Origin of the sequence: Rothia aerolata (genome assembly GCF_014635585.1) — a bacterium.
Lineage (GTDB): Bacteria > Actinomycetota > Actinomycetes > Actinomycetales > Micrococcaceae > Rothia > Rothia aerolata.
The window spans coordinates 693,415-710,759 of sequence record NZ_BMDC01000001.1 but is presented as its reverse complement, the minus strand read 5'-3'; the positions used below and the strand labels follow the sequence as shown (position 1 = coordinate 710,759).

The following is a 17,345-nucleotide window of genomic DNA, read 5'->3' as shown; positions in this document are numbered from 1 at the left end:
TTTGCAATGTGTAGATGCTTGCGGAGCGTTTTGGGTATAAAAAAGTGCCCCTGAAAGGATTCGAACCTTCGACCCCCAGTACCGGAAACTGGTGCTCTAATCCACTGAGCTACAGAGGCAAGTGTCACAGCCCTGCTGAAACAACACGTTTACTTTACCAGAGTTATGCCGATTTGGGTAAACTAGCCCTTATGACTCCCGAAGAACTCTCAGAAGCAATCTCCGCTGCTCTGGCGGCAACCCTAGAATCCGGCGAATTGACCCTGGTTGAGGGCGCAGAGCTCCCCGACGTTCGGGTTGAGCGACCCAAGAACCGCGACCACGGCGACTGGGCTACCAACGTGGCCCTGCAGATTTCCAAGAAGGTGGGTAAGAACCCCCGTGAGGTAGCGCAGGTTTTGGCTAGCAAGATTGAGAACCTGGCAGGCGTTGCCAAGGTTGATATTGCTGGCCCCGGCTTTTTGAATATTGTGCTGGACGCCGCTGCGGCGGGTGAGCTGGCGCAGACTATTGTTTCTGCGGGCGAGAAGTTCGGCACCAACGAAGACCTCGCGGGAAAGACCATTAACCTCGAGTTCGTTTCGGCAAACCCCACCGGCCCCATTCACTTGGGCGGTACCCGCTGGGCGGCTGTGGGTGACTCGCTGGCCCGTATTCTTGAAGCAACCGGCGCCAAGGTGGTGCGGGAGTACTACTTCAATGATCACGGCACCCAGATTGACCGTTTTGCCCGCTCCCTGCTGGCCCGCGCCAAGAATGAGCCCGCACCCGAAGACGGTTACGGTGGAGAGTACATCACCGATATTGCCAACCGCGTGACCGCCGAGCATCCCGAGATTCTTCAGGCGGAGGATCCCCAGGAGGAATTCCGCGCTGCCGGTGTTGAGTTCATGTTCGCTGATATCAAGGAGTCCCTGCACAATTTCAAGGTTGACTTTGATGTTTTCTTCCACGAGAACTCCCTCTTTGAGAACGGCAAGGTAGACGAACTACTGGAGGAGCTCAAGTCTTCGGAGAACCTCTACTTCAAGGACGGCGCCTGGTGGCTGAAGTCCACTGATTTCGGGGACGATAAAGACCGCGTGGTGATTAAGTCTGACGGCAACGCCGCCTACATCGCCGGTGACATCGCCTATTTCCAGGACAAGATTAACCGCCCTGAAAACCCCGCCGATACCGCTATCTACATGCTGGGTGCAGACCACCACGGCTATGTCGCCCGCCTTAAGGCTGCGGCTGCGGCGCTGGGGGATGACCCCGACCGGGTTGAGGTGATGATCGGCCAGATGGTGAACCTGGTCAAGGACGGCAAGCCGGTGCGCATGTCTAAGCGTGCGGGTACCATCGTGATTCTTGAGGATCTGGTGGACGCCGTGGGCGTAGACGCTGCCCGCTACACCCTGACCCGCTACTCGGTGGATTCAAACATCGATATCGACCTTGACTTGCTCTCCAAGCAGTCCAACGAGAACCCGGTCTTCTACGTGCAGTATGCCCACGCGCGCACCTGCGCTGTTGCCCGCAATGCTCAGGCCGCTGGCGTGGACGATTCCAGCATCGATACCTCGCTGCTGAATACCGAGTCAGACAACGAGCTTCTGGCGGTTCTGGCCCAGTACCCCAACATCGTCAAGGAAGCCGCTAACTTCCGCGAGCCCCACCGGGTTGCCCGCTACCTGGAAGCCCTTGCCTCTGCCTACCACTCCTGGTACGGCAACTCCCGCGTGGCTCCCCAGGCAGATGAAGAGGTCTCTGACCTGCACCGCACCCGCCTGCTCTTGAACAATGCAGCCCGCACCGTTCTGGCCAACGGCCTGGGACTGCTGGGCGTTACCGCACCGGAGAAGATGTAAATGGGTGCAGAAGCAGCCCTGCTCAAGCCTGACTGGCTGACCTACCCCGAGAACCCCGCTGAGCTCAACCGCACCATTTGGCTGGATAATTTCCAGCGGGATGAGAGCGGGGAACTCACCGTCGATGGTTGCCCGGTCACCGAGCTCACCGAAAAGTTCGGCACCCCCGAGTATGTGTTCTCGGAGTCTGCCTTCCGCGCTCGCGCAGGCGAGTTCCGAGATGCTTTTAGCCAGGCTTTCGAGGAGCACGGCGCTGAGGTTTCGGTCTACTACGCGGGCAAGTCCTTTCTGTCTACCGCTGTGGCCCACTGGGCTCACGAGGAGGGACTGAACCTCGATACTGCCTCCGGTGGTGAGCTGGCGGTGGCGATGCGTGCGGGTGTTCCCGGCGAAAAGATTGCCCTGCACGGCAACAACAAGTCTGTGGCGGAGATTCGCCGTGCCCTGGACTACGGGGTGGGCCGCATTGTCGCCGACTCGATTCCCGAGGTGCAGCTGATTGCTCAGATTGCTACCGAGATGGGTAAGATCGCCCCGGTCATGCTGCGGGTGACCCCCGGCGTCCACGCCTCCACCCACGACTTCATTGCCACCGCGCACGAGGACCAGAAGTTCGGCCAGTCAATGGCGGCGGGTACTGCCCGCCTGGCGGGCGTTTCGGCCGAGGAGCTGGAGAGCCTGGAGCTACGGGAGGACGACGCCTACGCAACGGTGGCTGTAGCGCTGGCCCTGCGTGCTGAGAGTATTGACCTGCGGGGTCTGCACTGCCACATTGGCTCGCAGATTTTCGAGGCGGAGGGCTTCTCCAAGGCCGCCGAGAAGGTGCTGGGCTATATGCAGGAGCTCAACCGGCGCTTTGAGGTGGAGCTACCCGAAATTGACCTGGGTGGCGGTTACGGCATTGGCTACATCGAGGGCGAGCAGCCCCGGGCCGCCGCCGATGTTGCCACCGAGCTGGCCGATTCGGTGTCAAAGACCTGTGCCAACCTGGGCATGGAGATTCCTCACCTTTCCTTTGAACCGGGTCGATCGATTTCTGGCCCCTCGGGCATCACCCTCTACACCGTGGGCACCATCAAGAACGTGGCGATTGAGGACGAGCACGGGGAAACCCGGGTGCGCCGCTACGTATCGGTGGACGGCGGTATGAGCGATAACGCTCGCCCGGTGCTGTATGACGCCGACTATACGGCGGTGCTGGCTAACCGGGCTCCGGCGGGGGAGCAGGTGCTCTCTCGAGTAGTGGGTAAGCACTGCGAGTCGGGCGATATTGTGGTGCGCTATACCTACCTGCCGGAAGATTTGAAGGCGGGCGACATCCTGGCTGTTCCTGCAACCGGCGCCTACTGCTATGCGCTGTCTTCCAACTACAACATGCTGACCAGGCCGCCGGTGGTAGCCACTAAGGCGCAGCAGGAGCCCCGCCTGATGATTCGCGGGGAGACCGAGGAAGACCTTCTGGCGAGGGACCAGGGTCTTCTCTAAACGGTGTCACGACCGCCAAGCGGGGTTCGGAAAGGCTCTGCCTGCGCGGGGTGCTGGCGCAACATTGTCACATGCCGGACACTCGGCGCGCACGGTGCATCCGGGGTCACTTTCTGAGACAATACAAGCGGACGCCGCATCGGTGTGCCCCAGACTTTAATCCATTGACTTCAATTCAGGAGTATTTCCATGGCTAATTCTCAGGTCATCAAGGTGGCTCTGCTCGGCGCGGGTAACGTGGGTTCCCAGGTTGCCCGAATTTTGACTGAGGAAGCGCCGATGCTCAGCGAGCGGGTGGGCACCGAGGTTGAGCTGATCGGTATTGCCGTGCGTGATACTTCTGCTAAGCGCCACTACGAGGTGGATTCTTCCCTCTACACCACCGATGCTGATGCCCTGATTGATGCCGCCGATGTGGTGATTGAGCTGACCGGCGGCATTGAGCCGGCCCGCACCCGGATTCTGCGGGCGCTGACCGCCGGTAAGTCGGTGGTCTCGGGCAATAAGGCCCTGTTGGCCAAGCACGGTTCTGAGCTGCAGGCCGCCGCTACCAAGTCGGGTGCCCAGCTCTCCTATGAGGCTGCGGTGGCCGGTGCGATTCCGATTCTGCGCCCCCTGCGGGATTCTCTGGCGGGCGATACGGTCACCCGCGTGCTGGGCATTATGAACGGCACCACCAACTACATTCTTGATCAGATGGACACCACCGGTGCCCAGTTTGAAGATGCCCTGGCCGAGGCGCAGCGCCTGGGCTACGCGGAGGCCGACCCCACCGCCGACGTCGAGGGCTATGACGCCGCTTCTAAGGCGGCTATCGTGGCCAACCTTGCCTTCCACTCGGAGTTCACTATCGATGACGTGCACTGCGAGGGTATTACCTCTATTACCGCCGACGACGTCGCTGCGGCTGCCACCGACGGCTACGTTATTAAGCTGCTGGCGATTTGTGAGCGGGACGGCGAGGGCGTGAACATTCGGGTTAACCCCACCCTGGTGGCGCGGGAGCACCCGCTGGCCTCGGTGCACGATGCCTACAATGCTGTGTTTGTGCAGGCGGAGAACGCCGGTGAGCTGATGTTCTACGGCCCCGGTGCCGGTGGCGCCCCCACCGCTTCGGCGGTGCTCGGCGACTTTGTGGCAATTGCTCGCCGCCTGGTGCTGGGTGGCTCCGGTGTGCCCGAGTACACCTACGCGCAGCTGGCTGCCACCCCCATGAACCGGGTGGTTTCCCGCTATTCGGTGGGTATCGAGGTGGACGATAAGCTGGGTGTTCTGGCCAATATCACCCGTATCTTTGCCGAACACGGTGTCTCCATTCAGACCATCCGCCAGACCAAGTCCAAGAATGCGTCGGGAGAGGGCGTCTCTTCTATCCGAATCGTGACCCACCGAGCCAGCGACGAGAACCTGCGCAAGACCATGGCCGTGATTGACTCCCTGGATACCGTGCGCGAGATTACCTCGGTAATCCGAGTCGAAGGCGAATAAGCGCCGTCCTACCCCCCCCAGCAAGCTCTCCACCCGCGAAAGATTCACCATGCCCCTTCCCATGATTGACGGTTCAGACGAAGCCCACTTCAGCCCCGATATTATCCCGGTAGGAACCCGGGTGACGGTGCAGGTTCCTGCCTCCAGCGCCAACCTGGGCCCGGGTTATGACTCGATGGGAGTTTCGCTGGCCTACTACGACGAGCTGGTGGTTACCCGCATTGAGTCGGGGTTGGAATTTGAGCTGGCGGGTGAGGGTGCCGACGAGGTTCCCCGCGATGAAAACCACCTGGTGGTCAAGGCCATGCATACCGCCTGGAAGGCCGTGGGCCTGTTTGAGCTGCCCGGCCTGCACATCCGGGCAACCAATAAGATTCCGCACTCGCGCGGTATGGGTTCGTCTGCCTCGGCGATTGTGGCTGGCGTGAGCGCCGCTAACGCCCTGCTCCCCGAAGAGGTGCGCCTGGACGACGACGCCGTGCTACAGATCTGCTCGGGCATGGAGGGCCACCCCGATAACGTTGCCCCCTCCCTCTATGGACGGCTGGTGATTTCCTACGGTGATGACTTCGGCTGGCACTCTCTGCCCGTTGACGTTCACCCCGAAATTCTGCCGGTGGTGGCGATTCCCGACTACGAGGTGCCCACCAAGGTGGCGCGCGGGCTGATTCCCGAGACCGTTCCCCACCGCGAGGCCGCCGCTAACTCCGGCCGCGCTGCGCTACTGGCTCAGGCGCTGTCTAACCACCCCGAGTTTATCTTTGCCGGCACCGCCGACTTGCTCCACCAGTCCTACCGCGCCACCGCCATGAAGCCCTCGGCGTCCTTGGTCACGGTGCTGCGTGGGCTTGGTTACGCCGCGGTGATTTCGGGCGCGGGCCCCACCGTGATGGTTTTTGCCCGCGGAGAAGAAGAACGGGCACGGATTATGCAGGTCATCGAGCATTCTGGCGACCACCCCACCGTGGGCCGTTATCAGGGGCGCGCCCTGAATTGGCGTGTACTACCTGTAGATATCGACACCAAAGGTGTTATGATTACACGAGAAGAAATCGAAAACTAAAAAGTTTTCTTTCTTCGCTTCACAATTCTCTCGCCGAGAAAACTCACCGCAGTTTGACCTCACCGCGAGGAATTCACCAGCTTTAACGCATAGCCGTGCATCAAGCTAATTAGGCAAACTCTCAGTAGCTCTATCCGGTTCAACCGTGCACTACCTACCGAGAAACAGCACTGTATTTCACTGAATCTGCTGTGGAATACCGGCACGTCTCGTGTGCCATCACGAAATATTTTTCGACATTTGACCGAGGGGAAGGAACCTTCGTGGCAGAATCCACCGACCGCACTGCGGGAACGGAAGAAACCAAATCGCCGTCTTTGAGCAGCCTCAAGCTCGCTCAGCTCCAGTCTTTGGCATCCCAGTTGGGCATTACCGGCGCTCGCCGCATGCGTAAGTCCGACCTGGTTGAGGCTATTACCAACCACCAGCGCGGCGGCGCTGCTCCCGCCTTAGAAGAGCAGGCTCCCGCCGAAGAGAAGCCCAAGCGCACCCGCAAGAAGGCGGCAGCGCCTGCTGAGGCAACTGAAGAGACCGTTCCGGCTCCCGCTGAAACCTCCGCCGAGGCAGCCGAGGGAGAGACCGAGAAGAAGGCGCCGGCACGCCGTCGTAACCGCCGCGCCATCTCGGCACCCGAGGCCGCAGAGTCCGCCGCACCCGCTGAACAGCAGGACGACGCCGCGGCAGCGGGCGAGCAGACCTCGGCTGAGACTGCGGAGAAGGGCGAGGGCGAAGAAAAGCCCAAGCGTACCCGCACCCGCAACAACCGCCGCAAGACCAAAGACTCCGGGCCCAAGGCCGAGGCAGAAAAGTCAGACGAGCAGGCTAGCTCCGAAGAGGCAGCCGAGAAGTCCGACAAGGCCGAAAACGAGGCTGACAAGGCAGAGAAATCTGAAAAGTCGGAGAAGAACGAGGAGCGCAACACCCGCAAGCGCACCCGTAACAACCGCAACGATCGCGGCGACCGCAACAACGAGAAGTCTGAGAACGAGGGCGAGAAGTCCGAGAAGTCAGACAAGAACGACCGCGGCGAGAGGAACAACCGCAACAACGGCCCCGACGACGACCGCCGTAGCCGTAACCGCAACCGCCGCGAGCGCCAGAACGAGCGCCGTCAGCGTAACCGCCGCAACAACAATGACTACGACGAGCCCGAGATTTCAGAGGACGACGTGCTGGTGCCCGTTGCCGGTATTCTCGACGTGCTCGATAACTACGCTTTCGTGCGCATCTCCGGCTACCTGCCCGGTGCCTCTGACGTTTATGTTTCCCTGAACCAGGTCAAGCGCTACGGCCTGCGCAAGGGCGATGCCGTGGTGGGCGCTATCCGCGCACCCCGCGAGAACGACAACAACAAGAACAACCAGCGCCAGAAGTTCAACGCTCTGGTTCAGCTGACCTCCATCAACGGTCTGGAACCCGAAGAGTCCAAGAACCGCCGCGACTTCTCCAAGCTCACCCCGCTCTACCCCAAGGAGCGCCTGCGCCTGGAAACCGAGCCCAAGAAGATTGGCACCCGCGTGGTGGACCTGGTGGCCCCCATTGGTAAGGGCCAGCGCGGTCTGATTGTCTCGCCTCCTAAGGCGGGTAAGACCCTGATGCTTCAGTCCATCGCCAACGCGATTACCACCAACAATCCCGAAGTTCACCTGATGATGGTTCTGGTGGACGAGCGCCCCGAAGAAGTCACCGACATGCAGCGCACCGTCAAGGGTGAGGTTATCGCTTCGACCTTTGACCGCCCCGCCGATGACCACACCACCGTGGCTGAGCTGGCGATTGAGCGCGCTAAGCGCCTGGTGGAGCAGGGCATGGACGTGGTGGTTCTGCTGGATTCGATGACCCGCCTGGGTCGCGCCTACAACCTGGCAGCTCCTGCCTCCGGTCGTATTCTCTCCGGCGGTGTTGACTCGGCAGCGCTCTACCCGCCCAAGAAGTTCTTTGGTGCAGCCCGCAACATCGAAGAGGGCGGCTCGCTGACCATTCTGGCCACCGCCCTGGTGGAGACCGGCTCCAAGATGGACGAAGTGATCTTCGAGGAGTTCAAGGGCACCGGCAACATGGAGCTGCGCCTGTCCCGCCAGCTGGCGGACAAGCGTATCTTCCCCGCGGTAGACGTGAACTCCTCCGGCACCCGCCGCGAAGAGAACCTGCTCTCTGCCGAAGAGGTCAAGATTATGTGGCGCCTGCGCCGCGTGCTGGCCGGTCTTGACCAGGAACAGGCACTGGGCGTGCTGACCTCCAAGCTACGCGATACCGGTTCCAACGTTGAATTCCTGCTCACCGTTCAGAAGTCCGGCCTGGGCACCAACCCCAACGACTAAAAAGTAAGAAGGCATCATGTACGAAATTCAGTCTCTGCTCGATGAGCACGCTGATCTTCAGAAACAGCTGGCTGACCCCGCGGTTCACGCTGACCAGGGCAAGGCGCGTAAGCTGGGCCGACGCTACGCTGAGCTCAACTCCATTGTTGAGGCCAACAACCGCGTCAATGCCCTTACCGATGACCTTGAAGCTGCCAAGGAAATGGCCGCAGAAGATCCTGACTTTGCCGCCGAGGTGGAGTCGATCGAGGCCCAGCTACCCGAGGCCCAGGAGCGCCTGCGCCGTCTGCTGATTCCCCGTGATCCCGACGACGGCCGCAACGTGATTCTTGAGGTCAAGGGTGGCGAAGGTGGCGACGAAGCGTCGCTCTTTGCCGGTGACCTGCTACGCATGTACACCCGCTACGCCGAGTCTAAGGGTTGGAAGACCGAGATTATCGAGTCCAACATGACCGAGGTGGGCGGCTACAAGGACGTTCAGGTGGCGATTAAGGGTAACTCCAACGATCCCGCCGAGGGCGTCTATGCCCACTTCAAGTACGAGGGCGGCGTGCACCGTGTGCAGCGCGTTCCCGCCACCGAGTCCCAGGGTCGTATTCACACCTCGGCTGCCGGCGTGCTGGTTTTCCCCGAGGTCGATGAGCCCGAGGAAATCGCCATTAACCAGAACGATCTGAAGATCGACGTCTATCGTTCCTCCGGCCCCGGTGGTCAGTCGGTGAACACCACCGACTCGGCCGTGCGTATTACCCACCTGCCCACCGGCATTGTGGTGGCTATGCAGAACGAGAAATCGCAGATTCAGAACCGTGAAGCTGCTATGCGCGTGCTCCGCGCCCGTCTGCTGGCCTGGCAGCAGGAGCAGATTGACGCTGAGAATGCCGAGAAGCGCCACTCTCAGGTGAAGACCATGGACCGGTCGGAACGCATCCGCACCTACAACTTCCCCGAGAACCGCATTGCTGACCACCGCACCGGCTACAAGGCCTACAACCTTGATGCTGTGCTGGACGGCGATTTGGAGCCGGTCATCCAGTCGGCTATCGAGATGGACGAGGCGGCCCGACTCGAACAGCTCGGCCAGGAAGAGAACTAATTCTTTGAGTGAAGAATTATCCGTGTTGCCCGGTGAAGACCTAGAGAAGGTTCTTCGCCGGGCTTCTGGCTACCTTGCCTCTGCCGGGGTGGAGTCTGCTTTAGCCGATGCCCAGCTGCTGGCCGCTTTTGTCTGGGAAAGGACGGCGGGGGAGCAGGTCTCCCGCGGGCGGGTGCAGGCGCTAGCGCTGATGGGCACCCAGGTTTCAGAGGATTTCGCCGCTCTCTATGAAGGGTTGGTGAGGGAGAGGGGTAGGCGAATCCCCCTCCAGCACCTGACCGGCCGGGCCTACTTCCGCTCATTGGAACTCGCGGTGGGCCCCGGAGTGTTTGTCCCCCGCCCCGAAACCGAAGAACTGGTGAGTCGCGTGCTCGAGCGGGTGAGCGCCGTCCGCACAGCAGAGAAAACCCAGCGCAGGCTGAAAATCGCTGACCTCTGCACCGGCTCGGCAGCAATCGCTGCTTCCCTGGCTGAGGAAGCCAGCGAGGTGGAGGTATCGGCCATTGAGCTGAGCGAGCTCGCCTACGCCTGGGCCTCAAAGAACCTTGAGGGCAGAGGAGTGCGCCTGGTCTTGGGTGACGCGAGAACAGCTTTCGAGGGTGAAGAAGGTAGCTTCGATATTGTGGCAGCAAACCCGCCCTATATCCCTCAGCAGGCGATTCCCAAAGACCCCGAGGTGCGCGACCACGACCCTGCCCTTGCCCTCTATGGCGGTAGCGATGACGGTCTGCTGATTCCTTCTCAGATCACCACCCGCGCCTATAGCCTGCTGGCCCCCGGCGGCTTTTTCATCTGTGAACACGCCGAAACCCAGGGCGAGGCTATGCGGCAGGTGCTTCAACTGGCAGGTTTTATCGAGATTGAATCGATCCGTGACCTCACCGGCAGGCCCCGGCACACCGCAGGAATTAAACCTAAAGAAGTGAGACAATAATGTCCGTGAACGCTCAAGTGTATTCAACCGAGACCGATGAAACCCGCGAAGAAGCAATCTCTGCGGCGCAGACCGCCCTGCGCGCGAAGAAGACGATTGTGATTCCCACAGACACCGTCTACGGAATTGCCGCCGATGCTTTCTCGCCCGAGGCAGTTGCTGCCCTGCTCTCTGCTAAGGGGCGCTCGCGCAAGATGCCCCCGCCGGTGCTGATTTTTGACGAGGCGGTGCTGCCCGGTCTGGCAGATGATGTTTCAGACGATGCCACTGCTCTGGCCCGCAAGTTCTGGCCCGGTGCGCTGACCCTGATTCTTTACAGCCAGCCCTCGCTGAATTGGGACCTCGGCGATGCCCAGGGTACCGTTGCTCTGCGCGTGCCCAATGACCCCCTGACCCTGAACCTGTTGCGCCAGGTGGGCCCTCTGGCGGTTTCTTCGGCGAATAAGACCGGCCGTATTGCCGCCACCTCTGCCCAGGAAGCGCTGGAACAGCTGGGTGAGGACGTCGAGCTGATTGTTGACGGCGGAACCCGCCCGATCTCGCGCGGTAAGCACCTGGACTCAGCGGATGTGCTTCCCTCCACCATCGTTGACTGCACCTCAGACCGGCTGGTAGTGGTGCGCGAGGGCGCTATTTCGCTGGAAGAGCTTCGCGAGGTTGTGCCCTCTATCGTGAGCAAGGCGGAGCTAGAAGAGCAGAACAATAAATCGTCGTTGCGTTCTGTCGATTCAGCGGCAACCACCGCGCCCTCGCAGAGGGGCGGAAGTGTTGCCGCTGACCTAGCCCAGACGAGGGTAGAAGACAATACCGCAGAGGAGTCAGAGAATCATGACGCCGCTGGGGCAGCCGGTTCTCGCGGTTTGGGTGAAGGCCCCCGGGCTGCTGCCCCTGCCGCTGGCACCTTTAATGCCGGTCTGGTGGGTTCTAGCTCTTCTCCCGCCGTGGACCAGATGCGTACCAAAGAAGCGCACCGCCAGGAGGCTTCGAAGGCGAACGGAGCCAACAAGACCAAGCCGGTTTCGGTTTCCGAGGCCCACGCCCTGGTTTTCTCTACTGCTGATCAGGACTCGGCCCAGCAGAACCTGGGCGGGTCCGTCACAGAAAGCTAGGCCTTAGTCGTACTTGCGGTCTGATTTCTTACCCAGTGCCAGGTGGGCGGTGCGCAGAACCTCCTGCACGCGGGGTTCAGGAATCAGACCGTGGGAGCGGGCCCAGGAATCGTCAATATCCTGGCCAAACCACATGACTTCCAGACGGCGCACGGCGCCCTGAAGGCGGCCCTGTAGCAGGGAGGAGACAGCGTAGCCGGTCGAGACTGCCGCCGCGCAGAGCGGGGCGGGCAGGTGAAGGGGGCGGCGTCGTCCCGCATCAATCAGAACCGACTCTGCGGTGGTGGACTCCCAGGGCTGAACCACGATTCGCGGCAGGCGGCCCTCAAACTGGCCCACCATCGAGACGAACTCTGCCAGACCGTAGGAGGATGACACCGGAGACTTACGCATCTTTCGACCCGCCACAGAGGCCAGGGGAGAAGAAGCAATCTTTGCAAAAGACTCGGTGGTTTTCCGGCCAGCCCCCTGAACGCTGGTGGCGCGCACAATGCACAGTTCCAGGGCGTGGTGGGGGGAGACGCTCACGGGCGCGCTCGAGGGCGCAGGCGGGAAAGAAGACTCGGTGGAACCGGGTGCCACGCCCGCCGCAGCGGTTTCTTCAACAAAATCTCCCAGACGAATCAGTACCTCCTCGCCCAGGGCCTTTGAGTAGGAGTAGGCGGAGAAGGGATCGGTGGCAGTCGAGTCGGTGAGGGTTCGAACCGGCCCCTGCACCGCTGCCGACGACATGTGAATCATACGCTTCACACCGGTGCGCTGGGCGGCAATAGCAATGACGGCCGGTAGCAGGGCATTGGCACCGAGCAGGGGGCGGAGTTCCTGCTGGTTGGGAGCTGCCAGGCCGGAGGCGTTGACTACGACCTCGGCACCTGCAAAAGAGTCAGCAAGCGAGTCGATGATTCCCTCAAGCTTTCGCGCCTCTTTGATAATCGCTGAAGGGTCGGTCTGCTTGGTGGCCAGACGGGGCGCTTCGATGGGAGAGGCCTCAATACCGTCTGCCCGCAACCTCGCCAAAATGGAGGAGCCCACGAATCCGCTTGCGCCGATAACTTTCCAGTCGGATGATGCCACAGCTGAACCTTTCCTTGGCTGTTCGCTTGTTTGAGCGTTACACAATAACTTTCGCATAGTTCGGCTGAAAATAAGTATTTGACACAGTATTCTTTCAGGTGCCTCGGGTTCTGCCGGGGTGAAGTGAACCTAAAACTTAAAGTAAACTAGCAACTAGTCTGTTTTTTGTGAAAGGGTAGCGGTCGGCTAACTTATGACCACTGATTTTAAGCCACTTAGCTCGGGGCAAGAGGAACCTAGGGTCACCGCGGTGGTGGTGACCTATAACCGTATGGATCTTCTGCCCAAGACTCTGGCGGGCCTTGCTGCGGGCCGGTTGCGGCCTGACCAGGTGGTCATTATCAATAACGCCTCTACCGATGGCACCGCTGATTATTTGGAATCCCTGAACTATGAGATTCCCCTGGACATTGTGCACCTGAGCAAGAACATGGGCGGGGCCGGGGGCTTTACCGTGGGTATCGACCGGGCGCTCTGCCGCCACCGCGCCGATTTGGTCTGGGTGATGGACGACGACACCGAGCCCACCGAATCTACCCTGGCTGAGAGCGTGCGCGCCTGGAAGGACTACTCGGCTTCAACAGGGCAGCGGCCTGCCTTTGTTGCCTCCCGCGTGCTGTGGACCGACGGCAAAGACCACCCCATGAACACCCCGCGCACCATGTTTGGGGCCTCTACTCGGCTGCACCGCCGCGCCGCCGCCGTGGGGGCGCGGCCCATTCGATCGGCGTCCTTCGTCTCGGTGATGATGGACGCCGCCGTGATGCGCCGGGTGGGCCTGCCCATCGCTGACTTCTTTATCTGGAATGACGACTTTGAGTACACCACCCGCCTGGGCCACCACCGGCGGGCGATTTCGGCCAACGAGTCGGTGGCCTACCATCACACCAAGCAGCGGGAAAACACCGATGCTAACCCCGGCCCCCGCTTCTACAATGACGTACGTAATAAGCTCTGGCTCTTCTGCCGGCGCCGCACGCTGACTCCGCTGGAGAAGTTCCTCTACGGCGGATCGACGGCGCGACTGTGGATATCGACCCTGCTTCGTACCGAGTATAAGAAGACCTATGCTGGTTATTTAGCCCGGGGAATCCGTGACGCTCTGGTGCCCTTCCGCCCCAACGATGAGGTGCTGGCGGGTGTCTACGAGCTTGAGTTTCCCCGGATTGCCGAGGGCATTCAGCCCCTGAGCGATTCACGTTTTTCGGTGTTGATGTCTACCTATGCCGGGGATACCCCCGAGTACCTGGAGCAGGCCCTGGCCTCAAATCTGGTGGAACAGAAGCTTACCCCCGATGAGATGGTGCTGGTCAAAGACGGCCCCCTACCTGCTGCCCTGGAAACCGTGATTGGCCGCTGGGCGCAGAAGTCTCAGGCGGGGGAAGTTCCCCCGCTGAAAATCGTGGAACTTGCAGCCAACACCGGCCTGGCCAACGCCCTGAACGAGGGACTTGCCCACTGTAGCTTTGAGCTGGTGACACGGGCAGATGCAGACGATATTTCCCTGCCAGAGCGTTTCGCTACCCAGATTCCGCAGATGGAGGGCAGCCGTACGGCGGTGCTGGGTGCTTCGATGTGGGAGATGTCTGCCGACGGCGCGCGGGTGGACTGCCAGCGTCGGGCAAAGGTGGGCGCAGACGAGATTTTCAGAACCCTGCCCCGGCGTAATCCCATCTTCCACCCCACGGTGGTCTTTAGAAAGTCGGCGGTGCTGGCGGTGGGGGGCTACGAGGAAACCCCCGGTGCCGAGGACTACTGGCTGTGGATTCGCCTGGCCCGGCTCGGTTTTATTCTGGAAAACTGCGAGCAAGCCCTGGTTAAATACCGTACCGGAGCCGGTGTTTACGCCCGCAGGGGAGGGTTCGACTCCTTTAAGAAAGACCTGGTGGTGCAGCAGACCCTCTACACTGCGGGGGCAACGGGTAAACTTCAACTGGCTCAGAACCTAGCCGTTCGCCTGGTCTACAGAATGGCCCCCCAGAACATGAGACAGCTGGCCTTTCGCCAGCTAATTGGTAAAGCGAAGAAGAAAAGGGAAGGTTAAGGCGTGCAGAATTCCCCCGTAACTCAGAGCCTTCCCGTAGTGTATTCGGGAAGTAGCGAGCGAAAGCCCTGGTGGCGTTTTGTGCAGATGCTCCTCGACGCCCTGGCCTGGCTGATTGCCCTTCCCATCGGCTTTTTTCTCCGCTACGGCGATGCCGACCTGATTAACCCCCTGGGCTTTACTATCGTGCTGGCGCTGGCAATTGTGATTCAACTGGTGCTGGGCTTTATCCTGGGCCTCTACCGTAACCGCTACTCCTACGGCTCCTTTGCCGAGGGAAAGATTCTCTTTCCGGTGGTAGTGGTAGACGTGGTGATTATCCAGGCGGCACTGCTACTCTTCGCCTGGCATATCGACGTTCCCCGCTCGGTGGTGATTATCGCCTTCCCCTTCGCTGTGATTGCCATGATGATTATGCGCTACGCCAAGCGCATTGTTGAAGACATTACCAACCGCCCCGACACCCTGCTCAGCGAGCCGGTGATTGTCTACGGCGGCGGTTTCGTGGGCCGCTCCCTGATTTCTTCCCTCATGTCTGACCCCGAAAGCAAGTACCGGCCGGTGGCGATTGTGGACGACGACCCGGCCCTGCGTAATGCTCGGATTCACTCGGTCAACGTTAAGGGAACCGGCTCTGACCTCGCCCAGCTGGTGCAGAAGCTCGGAGTGAAGAAGGTTTTCTTCGCGATGAGCAACCCCAACGATAAGCTCTATGAGCGCGTTGCCCTGAAAATGCGTGAACTTGAGGTTGAGGTTAATAAAATTACCGGCATGATTTCGGACGTGACGGGGGAGCACGATGCCGAGTCAGAAGATGCCAACCGCATGATTCTTGAGGGCGTACGCGGCAAGATTGACTACGACATTAACGACTCCGACATCTCCGCCTACATCACCGGCAAGCGCGTGCTGGTGACCGGTGCCGGCGGTTCTATCGGCTCTGAACTGTGCCGACAGATCGTCAAGTACAGCCCCGCTGAACTGCTCTTGCTAGACCACGATGAGACCCTGCTCATGGAGAGCAAGTACTCTCTAATGGGCTCAACTGCGCTAGATGATGATTGCATTATTCTCGCCGATATTCGCGACCGGGAGGCGCTGGCGGCGGTCTTTGACGAGCGTCGTCCTGAAGTAGTCTTCCATGCGGCGGCGCTTAAGCATGTATCTGCACTTGAGGCTTACCCCAAGGAAGCCTGGAAAACCAACACCCTGGGTAGTCGAAACGTGCTTGAAGCTGCATCTAAGGTAGACGTTGATGTTTTCGTCAATGTCTCCACCGACAAGGCGGCAGACCCCACCACCGCCCTGGGCCAGTCCAAGCGCACCGCAGAGATGCTCTGTAGCTGGTACGGAAAGAAGACGGGTAAGCGCTACGTTTCGGTGCGTTTCGGCAACGTCTTTGGCTCCCGAGGTTCGGTCAAGCCAATCTTCACCCAGCAGATTAAGGACGGCGGCCCCATTACCGTTACCCACCCCGAAGCAACCCGCTTCTTCATGCTGATTCCCGATGCCTGCCTGCTGGTGATGCTGGCCGGGGCCGTGGGAAATTCGGGAGATGTGATGGTGCTGGATATGGGTAAGCCGGTGCGGATTTATGACGTCGCTGAGAACCTGCGGCGTCTCTACGAACGTTATGACGTGGACATCGAGATTACCCAGATGCGCCCCGGCGAGAAGCTAGAAGAGGTGCTCTTCGGTAAAGATGAAGTCATGCAGCAGAGCGAGAAAAACCGCTTTATCTCGCACGCCCAGGCACCTGCCTTGGATCCGCTCTCGCTGGACTATGCAAGCTGGCACGAAAACTACCTGCGCCACCGCGGCTATGAGCGGGCAGAACATAAGGGGCAGAGTTCCTAATGAACAACTTAGTATCCGTTGCTCTGTTACCGGGCCTGGTGGCCTTCTGTCTGGGACTTACCCTGCCCCTGGCGGTGCGCCCCCTGCTCCACCGCTGGAACCTGGTGGATATTCCAACCCACCGTTCCTCCCATACCGAACCGACCTTCCGGGGCATGGGGTTGGCCACCGCCCTGGCTGCCAGCGCAGCTTTTGTGCTGGCCCTTCTAACGGGGTTGATTCCCACCGACCGCTCGGTTGCCCTAGCGGTACTCGGCGGAATGGTGCTTTCCGGAACCCTGGGATGGCTGGAAGATTTCCGCGGGGTCTCTATCAAGATTCGCTTTCTGAGCCAGCTGCTCATCGGCCTGCTAGTGACGGTCACTCTCACCGCCAGCCTTAACACCTCTATCTGGTGGATACCGGTGGGCGTATTCGCCGTAGCCGCCTACATCAACGTGGTTAATTTTATGGACGGCGTCAACGGCATCTCGGGCCTGCACGGCTTTGTGGTGGGCGGCTTCTACGCCTATGCCGGCTGGGTTAACCAGATGCCCTGGCTCATCGCTGGGGGAGTCGCTGTAGCCGGTGCCTACCTGGCTTTTCTGCCCTGGAACGTTCGTACCGGGAAGAATGTATTTTTGGGGGATGCGGGCTCCTACTTTCTGGGCGGTGCTATCGCCGCTATGGCGGTGGGCGCTTTCCTCTCCGGCGTCTATCTCGAATACCTGCTCTCACCGGTGATGGTCTACCTGGCAGATACCGGCTTCACTCTTCTCAGCCGCATTGCCAAGGGGGAGCAGTGGTATAAGCCCCACCGCTCCCACGTTTATCAGCGGCTAACCGACCGCGGCTTCAGCCACCTCGCCAGTGCCCTGACCGTAGCGGCTACCACCGTTCTCATCTCGGTAATTACCATCGTGGCTTTGCCCTATGAGACCCAGAATGCCCTGTGGGCTGGCATAGCTGTTATCGTGATTCTGCTTGTTTACCTCAGCCTGCCGAACATCCTCGCCAAGGCACAGAAGCATGCCTAAAAAGC

General features: G+C 60.4%; 12 protein-coding genes and 1 tRNA gene. 11 read left to right on the top strand and 2 right to left on the bottom strand.

The genetic code is table 11. The annotated features are described in order from the left end of the window. Positions 1–45: 45 nt before the first annotated feature. Positions 46–119, bottom strand: a tRNA-Arg gene (locus IEV00_RS03165). 72 nt (positions 120–191) lie between these two features. On the opposite strand from IEV00_RS03165, the gene argS reads away from it, so the two are divergent. The 8 genes from argS (at position 192) to IEV00_RS03125 (ending at position 11,349) form a co-directional block, all read left to right on the top strand. Then, positions 192–1,853 (top strand): arginine--tRNA ligase, encoded by a 1,662-nt coding sequence (gene argS / locus IEV00_RS03160; RefSeq protein WP_188358856.1) that lies wholly within the window; start codon positions 192–194, stop codon positions 1,851–1,853. Next, positions 1,854–3,338 carry a diaminopimelate decarboxylase gene (gene lysA / locus IEV00_RS03155; RefSeq protein WP_188358855.1) on the top strand — a complete coding sequence of 495 codons (1,485 nt, stop codon included), beginning with the start codon at positions 1,854–1,856 and terminating at the stop codon, positions 3,336–3,338. Positions 3,339–3,527: 189 nt separating this feature from the next. Further along, positions 3,528–4,826, top strand: coding sequence for a homoserine dehydrogenase (locus IEV00_RS03150; RefSeq protein WP_188358854.1), 1,299 nt, complete (start codon positions 3,528–3,530; stop codon positions 4,824–4,826). Between the two features lie 49 nt (positions 4,827–4,875). Continuing rightward, entirely contained in the window at positions 4,876–5,889 is a 1,014-nt protein-coding gene (thrB, locus tag IEV00_RS03145) for a homoserine kinase (protein ID WP_229723036.1), read from the top strand. Between the two features lie 263 nt (positions 5,890–6,152). After that, positions 6,153–8,210, top strand: a complete 2,058-nt coding sequence (gene rho / locus IEV00_RS03140; RefSeq protein ID WP_188358853.1) for a transcription termination factor Rho — start codon at positions 6,153–6,155, stop codon at positions 8,208–8,210. Positions 8,211–8,226: 16 nt separating this feature from the next. Further along, positions 8,227–9,306, top strand: a complete 1,080-nt coding sequence (gene prfA, locus IEV00_RS03135; RefSeq protein WP_188358852.1) for a peptide chain release factor 1 — start codon at positions 8,227–8,229, stop codon at positions 9,304–9,306. A gap of 4 nt (positions 9,307–9,310) precedes the next feature. Next, entirely contained in the window at positions 9,311–10,240 is a 930-nt protein-coding gene (gene prmC, locus IEV00_RS03130; protein ID WP_229723035.1) for a peptide chain release factor N(5)-glutamine methyltransferase, read from the top strand. After that, entirely contained in the window at positions 10,240–11,349 is a 1,110-nt protein-coding gene (locus tag IEV00_RS03125; protein ID WP_188358850.1) for an L-threonylcarbamoyladenylate synthase, read from the top strand. Before prmC ends, IEV00_RS03125 begins: the two co-directional genes overlap by 1 nt. A 3-nt stretch (positions 11,350–11,352) precedes the next feature. Here IEV00_RS03125 and IEV00_RS03120 read toward each other — a convergent pair whose 3' ends face one another. Continuing rightward, complete coding sequence (locus IEV00_RS03120) at positions 11,353–12,423, bottom strand: NAD-dependent epimerase/dehydratase family protein (RefSeq protein ID WP_188358849.1); 1,071 nt, start codon at positions 12,421–12,423, stop codon at positions 11,353–11,355. 193 nt (positions 12,424–12,616) lie between these two features. On the opposite strand from IEV00_RS03120, the gene IEV00_RS03115 reads away from it, so the two are divergent. From IEV00_RS03115 to IEV00_RS03105, 3 genes are read left to right on the top strand one after another with little or no spacing between them, the layout of a single operon-like run. Then, a complete protein-coding gene (locus IEV00_RS03115; protein ID WP_188358848.1) occupies positions 12,617–14,467 on the top strand; it encodes a glycosyltransferase family 2 protein in 1,851 nt (616 codons plus the stop codon). 3 nt (positions 14,468–14,470) lie between these two features. Next, entirely contained in the window at positions 14,471–16,324 is a 1,854-nt protein-coding gene (locus IEV00_RS03110; protein WP_188358847.1) for a nucleoside-diphosphate sugar epimerase/dehydratase, read from the top strand. After that, the gene (locus IEV00_RS03105) at positions 16,324–17,340 is read left to right on the top strand and encodes an MraY family glycosyltransferase (protein WP_188358846.1); all 1,017 of its coding nucleotides are present in this window, start codon (positions 16,324–16,326) and stop codon (positions 17,338–17,340) included. The genes IEV00_RS03110 and IEV00_RS03105 overlap by 1 nt, the downstream gene beginning before the upstream one ends. Positions 17,341–17,345: the final 5 nt, after the last annotated feature.